General features: G+C 67.8%; 12 protein-coding genes. 2 read left to right on the top strand and 10 right to left on the bottom strand.

The genetic code is table 11. From position 1 onward, the window contains the following. Window positions 1-2: 2 nt before the first annotated feature. Window positions 3-1103, top strand: coding sequence for a trypsin-like serine peptidase (locus tag ACFFGN_RS05750; protein WP_380044263.1), 1101 nt, complete (start codon window positions 3-5; stop codon window positions 1101-1103). 138 nt (window positions 1104-1241) lie between these two features. Here ACFFGN_RS05750 and ACFFGN_RS05745 read toward each other — a convergent pair whose 3' ends face one another. From ACFFGN_RS05745 to cysS, 10 genes are all read right to left on the bottom strand, one after another. Then, entirely contained in the window at window positions 1242-2408 is a 1167-nt protein-coding gene (locus ACFFGN_RS05745) for a condensation domain-containing protein (RefSeq protein WP_380044262.1), read from the bottom strand. Next, the gene (locus tag ACFFGN_RS05740; RefSeq protein ID WP_380044261.1) at window positions 2405-3451 is read right to left on the bottom strand and encodes a hypothetical protein; all 1047 of its coding nucleotides are present in this window, start codon (window positions 3449-3451) and stop codon (window positions 2405-2407) included. Before ACFFGN_RS05740 ends, ACFFGN_RS05745 begins: the two co-directional genes overlap by 4 nt. Beyond that, entirely contained in the window at window positions 3448-4359 is a 912-nt protein-coding gene (locus ACFFGN_RS05735) for a phosphotransferase family protein (RefSeq protein ID WP_380044260.1), read from the bottom strand. The genes ACFFGN_RS05740 and ACFFGN_RS05735 overlap by 4 nt, the downstream gene beginning before the upstream one ends. Then, window positions 4352-5335 carry a Gfo/Idh/MocA family protein gene (locus tag ACFFGN_RS05730; RefSeq protein WP_380044259.1) on the bottom strand — a complete coding sequence of 328 codons (984 nt, stop codon included), beginning with the start codon at window positions 5333-5335 and terminating at the stop codon, window positions 4352-4354. The genes ACFFGN_RS05735 and ACFFGN_RS05730 overlap by 8 nt, the downstream gene beginning before the upstream one ends. After that, window positions 5325-6542 (bottom strand): hypothetical protein, encoded by a 1218-nt coding sequence (locus tag ACFFGN_RS05725; protein WP_380044258.1) that lies wholly within the window; start codon window positions 6540-6542, stop codon window positions 5325-5327. Before ACFFGN_RS05725 ends, ACFFGN_RS05730 begins: the two co-directional genes overlap by 11 nt. 5 nt (window positions 6543-6547) lie before the next feature. After that, a complete protein-coding gene (locus ACFFGN_RS05720; RefSeq protein WP_380044257.1) occupies window positions 6548-6802 on the bottom strand; it encodes an acyl carrier protein in 255 nt (84 codons plus the stop codon). A 5-nt stretch (window positions 6803-6807) separates the two neighbouring features. Next, on the bottom strand, window positions 6808-7983 hold the full coding sequence (locus ACFFGN_RS05715) for a radical SAM protein (RefSeq protein ID WP_380044256.1): 1176 nt from the start codon (window positions 7981-7983) through the stop codon (window positions 6808-6810). Continuing rightward, window positions 7956-9272 (bottom strand): MFS transporter, encoded by a 1317-nt coding sequence (locus tag ACFFGN_RS05710; RefSeq protein WP_380044255.1) that lies wholly within the window; start codon window positions 9270-9272, stop codon window positions 7956-7958. The genes ACFFGN_RS05715 and ACFFGN_RS05710 overlap by 28 nt, the downstream gene beginning before the upstream one ends. Before the next feature lie 239 nt (window positions 9273-9511). Next, the gene (gene rlmB / locus ACFFGN_RS05705; RefSeq protein WP_380044254.1) at window positions 9512-10483 is read right to left on the bottom strand and encodes a 23S rRNA (guanosine(2251)-2'-O)-methyltransferase RlmB; all 972 of its coding nucleotides are present in this window, start codon (window positions 10481-10483) and stop codon (window positions 9512-9514) included. Between the two features lies 1 nt (window position 10484). Next, window positions 10485-11918: a cysteine--tRNA ligase gene (cysS, locus tag ACFFGN_RS05700; RefSeq protein WP_380044253.1), complete on the bottom strand. Its 1434-nt coding sequence runs from the start codon at window positions 11916-11918 to the stop codon at window positions 10485-10487. A gap of 198 nt (window positions 11919-12116) precedes the next feature. On the opposite strand from cysS, the gene ACFFGN_RS05695 reads away from it, so the two are divergent. Then, complete coding sequence (locus ACFFGN_RS05695; protein WP_380044252.1) at window positions 12117-13334, top strand: neutral zinc metallopeptidase; 1218 nt, start codon at window positions 12117-12119, stop codon at window positions 13332-13334. The last annotated feature ends 132 nt before the right edge of the window (window positions 13335-13466 follow it).

The following is a 13466-nucleotide window of genomic DNA, read 5'->3' as shown; positions in this document are numbered from 1 at the left end:
AGATGCGTACTGCCATCCGTTGGCAGCGGTCTTCCGCTGCCCTCATCTCCGCCCTCGCGCTGGCCGCGGCGACACTCGCCGGGACCGGTTCGGCGGCCTCGGCAAGTCCGGTGCAACCGGGTGCGGCGCCTGCACCCGCCAGCATCGGCACACCGGCACCGGTGACCAGTGAGGCGTGGGCCGCCGGCCGGCGCACCTTCGGTGCCAAGGCGAACGCGGCCGACGCCGTGCGGGCCTACTGGACCCCGGAGCGCATGCGCTCCGCCAAACCGATCGAGGACTCACCGCAGTACCTCGCCGCGATCCGCCAGTTCCAGCAGGACGGCTCGCCGGCGTCCAAGCCGGACACCTCGGCGGGCAAGCAGGTCTTCAACCCGGCTCCGGGCCAGGTGAAGGCGCCGCCGAGCGGCTTCGGCACCCAGGCGCACAACCCGAACTACGGCGTCGGTCATCCGACCGCACGCACCAGCGGCAAGGTGTTCTTCAGTCAGGGCGGCGGCAACTTCGTCTGCTCCGCCACCGTCATCAACTCCGAGGGCCAGGACACCGTCTGGTCCGCCGGGCACTGCATCCACAGCGGCCGGGGTGGTGTCTGGTCCAGCAACTGGCAGTTCGTGCCGAACTACGACGACGACCTGGCCAACCCCCGTCCGTACGGCACCTGGGTGGCCGCGAACCTGTGGACCCGCACCGCCTGGGTGAACAACTCGGACTTCAGCCAGGACTTCGGCGTGGCCATCATGAACCCGCTGAACGGCAACCACATCGTGTCCTACCTCGGTGGCCAGGGCCTGATCGTGAACGCCGGTACCAACGTCTGGATCAACGCCTTCGGCTACCCGGCGGAGGCTCCGTTCGACGGCGGCAACCTGTGGCAGTGCTGGGGTGGCTCGTCGGTGTTCTCGGGCCAGACCATCAAGATCCCGTGCGACATGACCCGCGGCAGCTCCGGCGGCGGCTGGTTCTACAACTGGGACGGCAACTGGGGCTGGCTGAACGGGGTCAACAGCCGGATCGACCGGATCGTGAACCCGACCATCATGATCAGCCCGTACTTCGACAATGACGCGCTCGACCTCTACAACGCAACTCGCCACCTGTAAATAACTCCGACATTTGGCGGCCCGGTGACGACCGGGCCGCCACCGTCATTTCTGGGCAGTCAATCAATCGACTGACAATTAATATCTGAAGTTGTCATTCTGCCCGTACGTGCATTTTGATCAAAGATCATTTCTGCCCTATTGGGCAAGAACCACCTGACGGAATCGCCGTAACGCCTGGCCGATCAGCGGCCGGGTCCAGTCGGTACCGTCGGCGCTGAGATGCGCGGTGAGCGCACCTTCGGTCGTCTTGCGTACCCGTACTCCGAGCGCCCCGGCCCGACCGGTGTCCTTCGGCCCGGCCGCGCCGGCCACCCGAGCCTGAACCGGGCCGAACCGGTATCCCCCGGGCCACTGCTGCGGCACGTACTCGAAGAACGGCGTCCGCGAGCCCAGGTCGTTCAGTTCGACGATCTCCCGGTTCGGGAAACGCGCGAACCGGGCGCACCCGACCACGGCCTCGCGTACCGCGGCCAGCTCAGCGCCCGACGTGGGCACAGCCAGGTACGACGGCACGATGCAAGGGCCTAGGACCGTTTGCCAGGCGGGCCGGTCCCGCTTCCCGAAGAGCGTTGAGAACACGAGGGTGTCCCCCGGCCCGGTGTACGGCGACATGCCCTCGGCCAAGGCGGCGAGCAACGACACCAGCATGGTGCTGCGTTTGGCCTTGGCCAGTTCCTCCACCCGGGCCAGCTCGCCCGCCGTCAGCACTTCGTCCCGGAAGGCGAACGCTTCTCCCGCCGGCCCGCTGGGTGGCAAGGCCAACTTCGTCTGGCCGACCACCTCCCGCCACCACCGTTCGGCCTCGTCCCGGTTGCGCCGTACCTGCTCGGCCTCATCCATCGTGTACTCGCTGTACTGCGCCGCGACCGGCGGAAGCTCGGTACCAGCCAGACGAGCGGTATAGCCGGCCGCCAGCTCCGCGAGAGTCGTCCACAACGTGACCGGATCCGAGTTCAGGTGGTGCAGGTGCAGCGCCAAACGGCCGCCACCGAGCCGCAACCGGACTGGCGCGTCGAGCGAAACCGGAGCATGCAAAGCCGGTTCCGAGTCGAGCACTTCCAGCGCCGACGCGGGCTCGTCGCCAACCACCTGCGCCGGATCATCGCCATCAACGACCGTGGTCCGCAGTACGTCGTGCCGCCGCTGCAGGTCGTCGAAGGCCCGGGCCAGTACGGCGACGTCGATCGGGCCATCCAGTTCGACCGCGGCGTTCATCGTGAACCAAGGGCCTTTCGCGAACCCCGGCCGAGCCTTGTCCAGGTCCAGCGCGAAGGTCTGCCATAACGAGGTCGGCGCGATCACAGCAAGGCCTTCGAGTAGTCCGGGATCAACGGCCTGGCCGCCAGCAAGGCCTCGTGCAGCTCTGCCAGCACCTCCACGGCGAGCCCCTTCTCGGCCCAGTGCTCGAAGGCGATTCCGAAGCCGAGTTGCCGCCACAGCTCGGCGTTGTGTTGCTCGTGCGGGCCGAACGGCTCGAGCAGCACCGTGGGCGTCGCCGACCAGAGCGAGTCGAGCAACGTACCGCCGCCCGGCTTGCTCACTGTCGCGAGGGCGCGCCGCGCCAGGTCGAACGACCCGTGATGGCCGGTTCGCTGCACGAACGCGGGTGGTTGACCGGCGACGACCTCAGCAAATGGCGGATAGCCGTCGCCGAGCCACGGATGCCAGTCGGGGTCGATCATGAAGTAGCGCACGCCTTCGGTCCCGGCCAGATCGCGATCCTCGTACGCGACCACGTCCAGCGCGAATCCCGCCGCGAGCAGCTCCGGCGCCCGCTCCCGGTACGTCCCCATCCCCCAGCCACCACCGTGGACGAGCAGCCGGTGATCTCGATCGCTCCACGCCAGCGGCTCCTCGCGAGTGACCGGGATGCTGCACGGAACGCGCCCGCCATCCGCGTCGGCCAGCCAAACGTGTTCGACCTCCAGCGTGGTCGGACCGGCCTTGTCGAACGACGGCGACTGGACCGAATCGACGTGGCAGACGTCAACCGGAACCACGCCTGCCTCGGCGACGTACCGCTCGACGATCGGCAGCCAGAACCCGGAGAACACGACGAACCGGCTGACCCTACGCGCACGCCATTCCCGCAGCAGGTCGTCCACGGCTCGGGCGTCCGTGGCGATCGACGCGTCGCGGGCGAGCTTCTGCCCGGCGAGTGCCACCCGGAAGTCCCGGTGGAAGGCCTGTTTGGATCGGGCCGTCGTGACCAGCGTTTGCTCGGGCATCAACCGCTCCAGCACCGACACGTGCGCCGATCCACCTTGTTCGCGAAGGCGATCGGCCAGCAGGAGGCCCGGAACGTGTACGCCGAGGGCGACCCCGGAGGTCAGGATCTCGATCAAAGCTTGGCCAGTTCCGTCGTGAGGTGCCGCCGAACCAAGCGGCCCAGCTGCTCATGCTCGGGCCCCTCGTAGCCGCGTGGCGCGACCTCGATCGTCATGATCAGGTAGAGGTAGACCCGGTATATCGCCAGCCGGATCTCGTCCACCCCGGTCACGCCGTATCCCGCAAGCAGCTCGTCGTCCAGCTCGCTGAACAGCGAGAGCGACACGAACTCCGCGACCGGGTCTCCCCAGAAGGCCCGTTCGCCGTCGACCAGGCCGGTGAGGCGCCCGTTCTCGACCAGGATGTTGCCCTCCCACAGGTCGAAATGCACCAGCACGGGAGTACGGACCGTGTCCAGCAGGTCCAGCCGGTCGATCACCAGTTGCCGGATGGCCGCGGCGGGCCTCGGCAGCGGTACGTCGTACGCCGTGGCGTCGGCGAGGAGGTCGTCGATCATGGCGAGGAACGCCGTCGACCAACTGGTGGTCAGGCCCTGCTGGGGATAGCCGAAGGCGGAACCGGTCACCTCGTGCAGGCCGGCCACGATGGCGCCGAGTTCCTTGCGCAGGCGTGTGCGGTCATCACCGCTGATGGTCTGGGAGTGCCAACTGGTGCCGGGAAGCGCCGTCATCAGCAGGAAATCCTCGCCCGCGTGCACCACCTCGGGCACGGGCGCCTTGCCCTGGGCGGAGGCGTAGAACCCGGTTTCGGTCCGGATCAGGTCGTGCTCGTACGACAACACGGGCGCGGCCGGGTCCGGCGCGAGTTTGAGGATCAGGTCCCCGTCGGGCAGGCCGATTCGGTAGACGGTGTTGAAGGTCCCCTCGGTCAGCTCGTCATAGGACCGGACCTGTGCAGGGTCCTGGCCGGCGTCGTGCAGCAGGCGGTCCAGGCCGGCGCGGTCCAGGTGTCGCTTGTTACCCATGCCTGCTCCGAGCGTCGCGATGAATGTCGTCCATCAGTTCGATCCGGGCTACCGCCGCGGATAGTTGTCCTGGCCAATCAACCTCGGTTCCGGTCAGCAGGTCGCGGATCCGGGTCAGCTGGCGTTCGTAGTACGAAACCGCGGGGAAGGCGACCACTTTGCGCTCGTCCGCCTGGATCACCACCAGGTTGAGCGGCAGAACGCCCATCATCGGCCGGAGGAAGTGCCGCAGTTTGACCCAAGCCCGCTCGAACGTGAAGAGGTGGTCCGCCAGATGCGACGGCCCGAACTCACCCGACAGCGTGGCCTCGGCTCCATCGGGCCACCGCACCACACCATCGAACACGTAGTCCACCGCATTTGGCCCATCGAAGTCCGAGCGCCCTTCCACCTCGACGCCGTCCAGCCCGACCGTCGACTGCAACGCCTCCAGCCAGTAGCTCGCAGCGTCGAGGAAGATGCCGCCGCCAAGCCCTGGATCGTTGCGGTAGTTGCCCTCCGCCGGTACGGCGAAGGCCATCGCGGTCTCCACCCGGACGAGCCGGCCGAACCGCCCGTCCAGCACCATCGCGCGAACCGCGTCCTGCCATTCCTGCCCGGCTGAGGCGACCGCCTCGATTACGTGGACCCCACCTTCGGATGCGGCGAACTCGATCTCCGCGACCTCCTTGGCCGTACGGCACAAGGGCTTCTCGACGATCACGTGCTTACCCGCGAGGGCCGCACGCACGGCCCAACGATGATGGCCGGACGTATGCAGCGAGATGTAGACCGCGTGCACGTCCGGATCCGCCAGAAGGGCCGCGTAGTTCTCGTGCACGACGGATACGCCGTGCGTCGCGGCGTACTCCTTGGCACGGACGGGATCACGCGCGGCCACCGCACGCACGGCGACGCCGGACACCTCCCTGGCCGGTGCGAGGATCGCCCGCTCCGCGATACCGGTGGCTCCGATCAGCCCGAGCTCAAGCGGCATCCGTCAGCCCTCTGGGCGTGAGACCAGCGGCAATTACCTCAGCGACGAGCCGGTGCCGCCACTGCGCGATGTCCTCGGCGGGACAGAACAGCGCGACGTACACGCGACCACCCGGCGCCGCGAGGGTGCTCCCGCTGAGCAGGCACACGCCCGGCTGGGAACCGCCACGGTAGGCGATGGGCTCGATGGCCTTCGCCACCTCGGTGATCCCCTTGCCTGGAGCAACGTTCAGTTCGAGTTGCCAGAGGTGTCCGCGTAGGCCGTGCTCGGTGGCCCGACGATCGAGCAGTACGGCGAGTAGGCCTGGCGACTGCCGGGCGTTGATCTCCAGCACCGGGATGAGCGTGCCGTCGTCGAGGACCATCGCGTCGACCCCGATCGGACCCCAGTAGCCCGCCTTCGTCAGGGCCGGAACCACCCGGGCGAGCGTCTCGACGTACTGGCCGGGATCGACCACGCCCGGCGGCAGCGGACCCGAGCCGAGGTGGCGGAAGCCGCGATTGGTCATACCCTGCACGCCGAGGAACTGCCAGCTGCCGTCGCGTTCGATCCGCAGGTGGCCCGAGAAGTCGTACCGCTTGGCGAACTTCTCCTGGACGATCAGCTCGATGCGCCGACCGGCCTCAACCTGCTTGCGAAGCACCCTGGTGATGGCTCGCAGTACGCCTGGCGTGCTCACTTCGAGTAGCGCGCGGCCCGAGACGCCGTACGGATCCTTGACCAAGGCCCGCAAGTCGAGGGCTTCCACCGCTTGGACCAGCTCATCAACCGAACGAACCACCCGCCCCGCGCCGGGAAGTGCGAGCGCTCTGACGAGCTCGTTCGACCAGGTCTTCGAGTTGACCTCGGCGACGATCGACGCCTTGGGCAACCGATCGTCTTCGAGGCCGGGCAGGACGGCGTACGGCTCCAGGTTGTAGTTCTTCAGCCGTTGCGTGAGGTTGCTGTCGGCAAGAATGTGCGGCTCGATCGGGCCTGAATTACCCAGGGATACGGGCTCGAAGGGGATTCCGAGCGGTTCCCGGATGCACGCGGCCATTGGGTATCGCGTGATGAGCAGATCGCCTGGCGCGCAGAATCCGGCCAGCAGTTCGTCCATCGCGTCCACGGTGGTCTCCCCGCCCGCGGTGAACGACGGCAGGGCGGCCAGGTCGTCCGGCCGCCACCAGGCCTCCGCGTCGAAGGTGCCGAAGTGCGCCGCGGGCATCGCGGTCACTGGACCGGCGCGGCCAGTCGCGCGACGAAGCTGCTGAACTGCCGCACCGAGCGCAGATCGTCCAGCCGCAGCGACGGGTAGTCCAGCTCCACGTCGAACTCGTCCTCGATCGCAAGCAGGAAGGTGATCGTCTGCAGCGAGTCCAGCCCGTACTCGGCGATCAGGTCCGCCTCGGGTCCGATCTCGTCCGGCCCGATGCCGTTGTCCAGCACCTTGGCCAGCACCATTTTCACGCGGTTCTCGATGTCCATCTGGCTCACACCCCGTTCAGGTAAAGGAGAATGCACTTCGAGCAAACCGGCATCATGCCGTTCTCGGACATGATCCGGCGGACCTGGCGGAACGACTCGCTCTGCCACAGCTCGTGGACCGGCTGGTCGTAGAGATTGCCCACCACGAACTCCGGGAAGAACTTGCAGGAGCTGACGGCCCCGTCCGCGTGGACCTCCATCCGGTTGGACACGGCCAGGCACTTGCTGCGGTGCTGCGCGGGCCGCGACGTACCGAGAATGAAGTCGGCGACCTCGTCATCCTCCAACTGCGGCTGGTACCGCAGGCGGACGTTCCAGCGCCGGGAGGCCAGTCGGGCCATCGATTCGCGTAGAACCGGCAGTAGTTCCTCCGGCAGCCGGTAGGTGTAGGAGTGCCAGGTCGGCCGCTTGGTGTTCGTCTCCGGCTTGAGCCAGGCGAAGCTCTGCTCATAGAGCCTGTCCATCTGCTCGGCCACTTCCGGGCTGATGAACCAAGGGAACTGGAAGTAGACCGTGTTCACCCCGAGCTCTTCGGCCCACTCCATGAACTCGTACATCTTGGTGACGGTTACGTGCGACACCATGCAGGACAGCGACAACTCGCCGTCCCACTCGCCCGACTTCTTCAGGTCGAGCATGAGCTGGATGTTGTCCATCGTGCGCTTGAACGTGCCCCGCCCGCGCAAAGCCTCGTGATCCTCGCCGAGGCCGTCCAGGCTCACCAGCAGGTTGAGGTTCTCCCCGATCTTCAGCAGGTCGTCCAGCTTGCGCTTGAACAGCAGGCCGTTCGTGCACATGTTCACCGTGCGCGGGTACTTCTGCAGCAGCTCGGCCACCTGGTCGAACTTGGTGTGCATCAACGGCTCACCACCCCACAGGAACAACTTCGACCGGGTCGCGGCGGTGGTCCGCAGCACGTCCTCGACGATCGACACGTCGAGCTCGGTGCGCTGCCGCTCGGAGCTGAAGTCCCGGAAGAATCCCTGCTCGTTCCACTGATAGCAGTGCGTACAGCGCAGGTTGCACCGATACGTCAACTGCAGACTGACCTCCTGCGGCAGCGGCGCCGCGTACTCCGGATCCAGCAGCAGGTTCTTGCGGGCCTTGGAGCGGATGGACACCGTGTGTTTGATGTCCGCGAACTCCTTGGGATTCAGGATTCGTGTGGTGGTTGGACGCATGGGCTAACCGACCTCCTTTGTGACCGCGGTACGACCTGGACGTCGCTGAGCGGGAAGACCTGTCCACTGCTGGGTCCGACCAGCAGCACGCTTGAGCCGGCCAGGACGCCGCCGACGGCCAGCACCACGACCAGCCCGGCCGACGTACCAAGCTGACGACCGAGTACGTCGCCCGCCAGGCCGCCGATCAACGCGCCGAGCGGGATCGTGGCCGAGGTGAGCGTGCGGGCGGTCGCGTGCACGGTGCTCTGCCGGCCGGGTGGGGTGAGGTGTTGCCGGAGGCTGGTGGTGAGGATGTTCCACATCGGCATCCAGATCGAGGCGCAGATCCGGATCAGCGCCAGCGCGATCACCGGCGCCGCGAGCAGGCACAGCGGAATTGCCAACCAGCAAAGGCCTTCCAGCCCGGTGAGCAGCAACGCCCGCCGCATCCCCAGACGCGCGGCCAGCCGATTGGCGACGAGCGCGCCGATCAAACCGCCGACGGCTCCTGCCGCGATCAGCAGACCACCCTGCAGGCTCGACAACCCGAGTGCGCGGTAGGCGAACAGGAGCAGTACGGCGTCCACCATGCCGATCCCGAGACTTCGAACCGCCGCGGCGCCAACCAGCCGACGCAACAGGTCGTGCCGCCAGACGAAGCCGAGTCCGCTGCGAATGCGCGTGGTCATCGCCTCCACGGATGGGTCGACCGGCGGCTCGATCGCGCGGATGCGGGTACGCCCGAAGGCTGAGGCGAGGAACGGCAAGGCGCTCAGGAACAAGCCGGCGTACGGCCCGGCCACCTTCAGGGCGGCTCCCGCCAGCGCCGGTCCGGCCAGTTTGGAGAGGCTGTCCGAGCTCTGCAGGCGTGAATTAGCGCCGACGAGGGCTGGTCCGTTGACCAGCGCGGGCAGGTACGACTGCCCGGCGATGTCGACGAAGACGGTGGCGACTCCGGCGATCGCGACGACCACGAACAACTGAGTCGTGGAGATCCAGCCCGCCAAGGCGGCGAGCGGGATGGTGGCGAAAGCGGTGAAGCGGACCAGCTCACCGGCGATCATCACCGGGCGGCGCGGCAACTGGGCCAGCACCCCACCGGCGACCAGGCCGAGCACGGGATAGGCCAGCCAACCCGTCGCGGCCAGCGCGCCGACCTCGGCGCCGCTCGCGCCCAAGGTCAGGATGGCGATACTCGGAACGGCGAAACCGGTCAGCCGATCACCGGTGAAGCTCAGCGTCTGGCTGAACCAGTACCAGCGGAAATCCCCAGCCGCTTCGGCGGTGCCGCCCGTGACCACCCGCATCCGACCCCCAGCGTGGATCCGCTTTGTTCAAAGCTTGAATTAACGCGCGCTGGGCGTCACGGTGCCATCTCGCCGCGTGATGCCACAAGAGGGTTTGTCCGGACTTCCCAGCCAGTGGACGGTTCCGGAACCTACTACTGAGTCCCGCTCACCTTCTTGGCGTTCATTCGCCGGAAAGAAGCTGGCCCCGGCGTGGAAACGCCGGGGCCAGCTAGGAACTGCTTGGGGACTGCGGGAGATCAGGCCGAACGGCGGCGGGCGATCTCGTACAGGGCGACGCCACCGGCGATGCCCGCGTTGAGGGACTCGGTCGAGCTGGTCATCGCGATGCTGACGATCTGGTCGCAGTTCTCGCGGATGAGCCGGCCGAGGCCCTTGCCCTCACTACCGACCACGAGGACCAGCGGCTCGGTCGCGACCTCGAGCTCGGACAGCTCGACGTCACCGTCCATGTCCAGGCCGATCACGGTCAGCCCGGCGTCGCGGTAGGCCTTCAGAGCCCGGTTCAGGTTGGTGGCTCGCGCCACCGGGATCCTGGCCGCGGCACCGGCGGAGGTCTTCCAGGCCGACGCGCTCATGGACGCCGTACGACGCTCGGGCACGAGCACCCCGTGCGCGCCGAACGCCGCCGCCGACCGGGTGATCGCTCCGAGGTTGCGGGGATCGGTCACACCGTCCAGCGCCACGATCAGCGGCACGTCGCCCGCGTCGAGCGCCCGGCGCAGCAGGTCGTCCGGATGCGCGTACTCATAGGCGGGGATCTGGATGGCGAGGCCCTGGTGGGCTCCGCCCGAGGTCAGCCGGTCCATCTCGAGCCGGGTGACCTCCAGCAGCGCGATGCCGTGCTCGACCGCGATCAGCATGGCTTCCTTCAGCCGCGGATCGCGCTCCGTGCCCTCGGCGACGTACAACGCGCTGGCCGGAACGCCCGCCCGCAACGCCTCGACCACCGGGTTGCGGCCGTACACCCACTCGGGCGTCGGCTCGGTCGTACCCTTGCGATCGCCGCCACGACCGCGGGCGGGCGCACGCTTCGCCGCTCGCTCCTTGGCCTTGGCACGCTTGTACGCCGGGTGCTTGGTGCGCTCCTCGGCAGGCGGCGTCGGGCCCCTGCCCTCGAGTCCCTGGCGGACCCGGCCACCGGATCCGGCGGTCGGGTTGCCCTTGGGCTTCTTGCGGATTGCACCGCGGCGCTGGCTACTGCCTGGCATTTCAGATTCCTTCAGCTGGGGTGGATCCGGCGACCGTCCAACGGGCACCTTGGGGGGTGTCCTCGACGATCACGCCGAGTGCCTTGAGCCGGTCACGGATCTCGTCCGCGGCGGCATAGTCTTTGCGGGCCCGGGCGGCCTGACGCTGATCCAGCAGCGCCTTGACCAGTCCATCGAGCACCTCGGTCAGTTCCGCGCTGCCGCCGGTCCGGGAGACCCAGGGCTCAGCGAGCGGGTCGAGGCCGAGCACGTCGAGCATCGCCCGGACGGCGGCCAGGTTCTCCCGCAACGCGGGCGAATCGCCGTCGCCGAGCAGCTTGTTGCCGTCCCGCACGGTCAGGTGCAGCGCGGCCATCGCGGCCGGCGTACCCAGGTCGTCGTTCATCGCGGCGACAAACGCCTCCGGCAGCTCGGCCGCGGGGGCCGCTCCGCCGGTGACCTCGGTGGCCCGGGTGACAAAGCCCTCGATCCGCTGGAAGCCGGTCGCGGCCTCCTCCAGCGCACCGAACGAGAACTCGACCACGGAGCGGTAGTGCGATTGGACCAGGTAGTACCGCAGCTCGATCGGCCGGACCCGCTCGACCACGCTGCGCACGATGGCGCCGTTGCCGAGCGACTTCGACATCTTCTCGCCGGCCGCGGTGACAAGCGCGTTGTGCATCCAGAACCGGGCGAACTTCTGCCCGACGGCCGTGGACTGGGCCAGCTCGTTCTCGTGGTGCGGGAACCGCAGGTCCAGACCACCGCCGTGGATGTCGAACTCCTCGCCGAGGTACTTGCCGGCCATCGCGGAGCACTCCAGGTGCCAGCCCGGGCGGCCGCGGCCCCACGGGGTCGGCCAGGACGCCGTCAACGGCACGCCGTCGACGTGGCCCTTCCAGAGCGCGAAGTCCCGCGGGTCACGCTTGCCCCGGGGGTCCGCGTCCGGCGCGGCCTCCATGTCGTCGATGCGCTGGTTCGACAGCTCGCCGTACGCCGGCCAGGACTTCACGTCGAAGTACACGTCGCCGGAACCGTCCGGCGCGACGTAGGCATGCCCGCGCTCGATCAAGTCGGCGATCATCTCGAGCATCTCGGGAATGTGCCCGGTCGCACGCGGCTCGTAAGTCGGCGGGCGGCAGCCCAGCACGTCGTACGCCCAGTGCAGTTCGCGCTCGAACTCATACGCGTGGGCCCACCACGGCACGCCTCGTTCGGCGGACTTGGTGAGGATCTTGTCCTCGATATCGGTCACGTTCGCGATCACGGTGACCTCGAAGCCCGAGCGCTCGAGCCAGCGCCGCAGAACGTCGAACACGACCTCCTTGTAGATGTGCCCGACATGGGGCGCACCCTGCACCGTCAGCCCGCAGTGATAGATCCCGACCTTGCCCGGATGGACCGGTTCGAAATCCCTCACTGCTGCTGTCGCGGTGTCATACAAGCGAAGTGTCACCGATCAAGGGTAACGGTGCGGAGTGGGTGCGATGGACAGTTCCCACTCAGCATCTGGTATCAGGGCCCATTCCCGGACTTGTCCTGACCACCTATCTGGGGGCGTCCGGGGTGTTGGGCCGCTCACACGCGTCCAGCGCGGGCATGCCTGGCGCGGTCTGGACCGGCTGGGCGCTAGCGTTTCCGCTCAGGAGGAACCTTGTCGAACTACCAGCAGTACGGCCCACCCCAGTACCCGGGCCAGCCGCAGCAGCCGCTGCCGCCTGCCTTCCCGCAACACCAGTACGGACAGCAGTACGCCGGCCCGCCGCCGCAGTCCGGCTACGGGTGGGGACCGCAGTTCGGGCCTCCCGGCATGCCTCCAGGCCCTCCCGGCTGGCAGCCGCCTCGGCCGCCCAAGCGCCGCAACACCGGCTTGATCCTCTCCCTGGGCCTACTCGGCGTTCTGGCGGTTGTAGCGCTCATCACAGTCGTAGGCGTCGCACTGAGCAACAAGGGCGGCGACGACCCCACGGTCAGCCAGCCGACCTCAACCTCCAGTACGTCGTACACGCCGTCTGCCGATCCATCGGCCTACCCGACGGCTCCGCCGCCGTCGACCCGCCCGACCACAACGCGTCCGGTTCCAACCCGCGCCACGAGCCGCCCGACGACTCCGCCGCCGGATGTGCCGACCGACTGGGAGGTCGTACGCAAGGACGGGTTCTACTTCACCGGGCTGCACAACTCCGTCGGCTGCCGGGAATCCCGCGCGCGGCCCAGCAACATCTCCGCGGCCACCGTGTACCTCCGCACCATGAAGACCTGCCTCGACCGGGCTTGGCCGGCCCAGGTCCGCAAGGGCCGCGACACCTTCCGGGCCCCGAGTCTCGTCGTCATGAACGGCACAGTCGGCACAACGCCCTGCGGTGGCGGTAGCGCCTTCCGCTCGTTCTACTGCGGCAGCAACCAGACGATCTACATGGACGCTCTGACCCGCATCCGGAACTACAACCAGGCCGGCCGCTACAGCAACGCCTCCCAGATCCGGCTGTTCAACCGGATGGCACTGTCCCAGACGATGGCTCATGAGTACGGCCACCACCTACAGGAGCTCACCGGCATCAGTTCGGCGTTCGACCGGATCTGGTACGACGAGAGCAACTACTCTCGCCGGCTCGAGGTCAACCGGCGAATGGAACTCCAGGCCAGCTGCCTCGGCGCGGTCTTCATGGGCGCCAACCGGACCACCTTCCCCGTCACCGGCCGCGCCCGCTCCGAATGGAACTGGCTCGTCATCCACAGCGGCGACGAGTACGACACCGAGCGGACCCACGGCAGCCGCATCGTGCACAACTACTGGTCCCAGCGCGGCTTCGCCTCCCGCAACACCAACCTCTGCAACACCTTCACCGCCGGCTCATCCCTGGTCCGCTGACTCGCAGGCTCAGCAAGCCCTACCGCCCCGCCTGCCCCACGTCCGCACACTCTCACCGGCCGCCCCGGCGATATCGAGGCGCGGGGTTCTCGAAAGATAATCACGGAGTTTGCCTGAGTGAGGTTATTTGTT

The sequence above is a fragment of the Kribbella deserti genome, assembly GCF_042434725.1.
Lineage (GTDB): Bacteria > Actinomycetota > Actinomycetes > Propionibacteriales > Kribbellaceae > Kribbella > Kribbella deserti.
This window is presented reverse-complemented; position numbering and strand designations above follow the sequence as displayed.

Coding starts and splice junctions, on each gene's coding strand:
- ACFFGN_RS05750 (WP_380044263.1), top strand. CDS start 3: ATGCGTACTGCCATCCGTTGGCAGCGGTCTTCCGCTGCCCTCATCTCC.
- ACFFGN_RS05735 (WP_380044260.1), bottom strand. CDS start 4,359: ATGGGTAACAAGCGACACCTGGACCGCGCCGGCCTGGACCGCCTGCTG.
- ACFFGN_RS05730 (WP_380044259.1), bottom strand. CDS start 5,335: ATGCCGCTTGAGCTCGGGCTGATCGGAGCCACCGGTATCGCGGAGCGG.
- ACFFGN_RS05725 (WP_380044258.1), bottom strand. CDS start 6,542: ATGCCCGCGGCGCACTTCGGCACCTTCGACGCGGAGGCCTGGTGGCGG.
- ACFFGN_RS05720 (WP_380044257.1), bottom strand. CDS start 6,802: ATGGACATCGAGAACCGCGTGAAAATGGTGCTGGCCAAGGTGCTGGAC.
- ACFFGN_RS05715 (WP_380044256.1), bottom strand. CDS start 7,983: ATGCGTCCAACCACCACACGAATCCTGAATCCCAAGGAGTTCGCGGAC.
- ACFFGN_RS05710 (WP_380044255.1), bottom strand. CDS start 9,272: ATGCGGGTGGTCACGGGCGGCACCGCCGAAGCGGCTGGGGATTTCCGC.
- rlmB (WP_380044254.1), bottom strand. CDS start 10,483: ATGCCAGGCAGTAGCCAGCGCCGCGGTGCAATCCGCAAGAAGCCCAAG.